The 553-nt window shown below is 62.7% G+C and carries 1 protein-coding gene; it reads left to right on the top strand.

The annotated features are described in order from the left end of the window. On the top strand, window positions 1-553 hold a 553-nt coding region (locus ACWKV5_RS29650; protein WP_483844154.1), incomplete at both ends, for a hypothetical protein.

The following is a 553-nucleotide window of genomic DNA, read 5'->3' as shown; positions in this document are numbered from 1 at the left end:
GAGCTTCTGCTACTTCCCTGCGCGGGACGCGACCCTTGTCTACGCCCCTGACCGCAAGGTGGTGGAGGTCTATGCGCACACCCTGTCGACACGGGCCCCACTGGCCAATGTGCTGTCCAAACACGGTTTCAAGGCTCCGCTGTCGAGCCGACCGCTCAATCGCTCACGGTATGACCTGTCCCGCTTCGCGCTGCCACTGAAAGACACGAAACCCAAACTCGATGGCGTGCGCGTCGAGCGCCTTTATCTCACTGAAGCGAAGGCCTTGCTCGGGCACGCGACCGATACCGTCTCGCTGCACATCGACAGCTGCGCGGAACTGCACGAAGTCATCCATGAACATTGGAGCAACCACCCGTTCTCGCAACCCGGTGCCATCCTTGGCGTGACCCTGGTGGCCGACTTGGTGTTCGATGGCGAAACGGCTGAAACGCCGCTGTCCATCGTGCTGGCCGAGCCCGGCCGATGCAGTCTGCAAGGCGAGAAAGACGCACGCTTGCGGCAGGCTGGGACGCAGTTGCTCGAAGCCTTGGGCGTGCTCAAGCCCCTGCAC

The sequence above is a fragment of the Pseudomonas oplopanacis genome (assembly GCF_057128725.1).
This window is presented reverse-complemented; position numbering and strand designations above follow the sequence as displayed.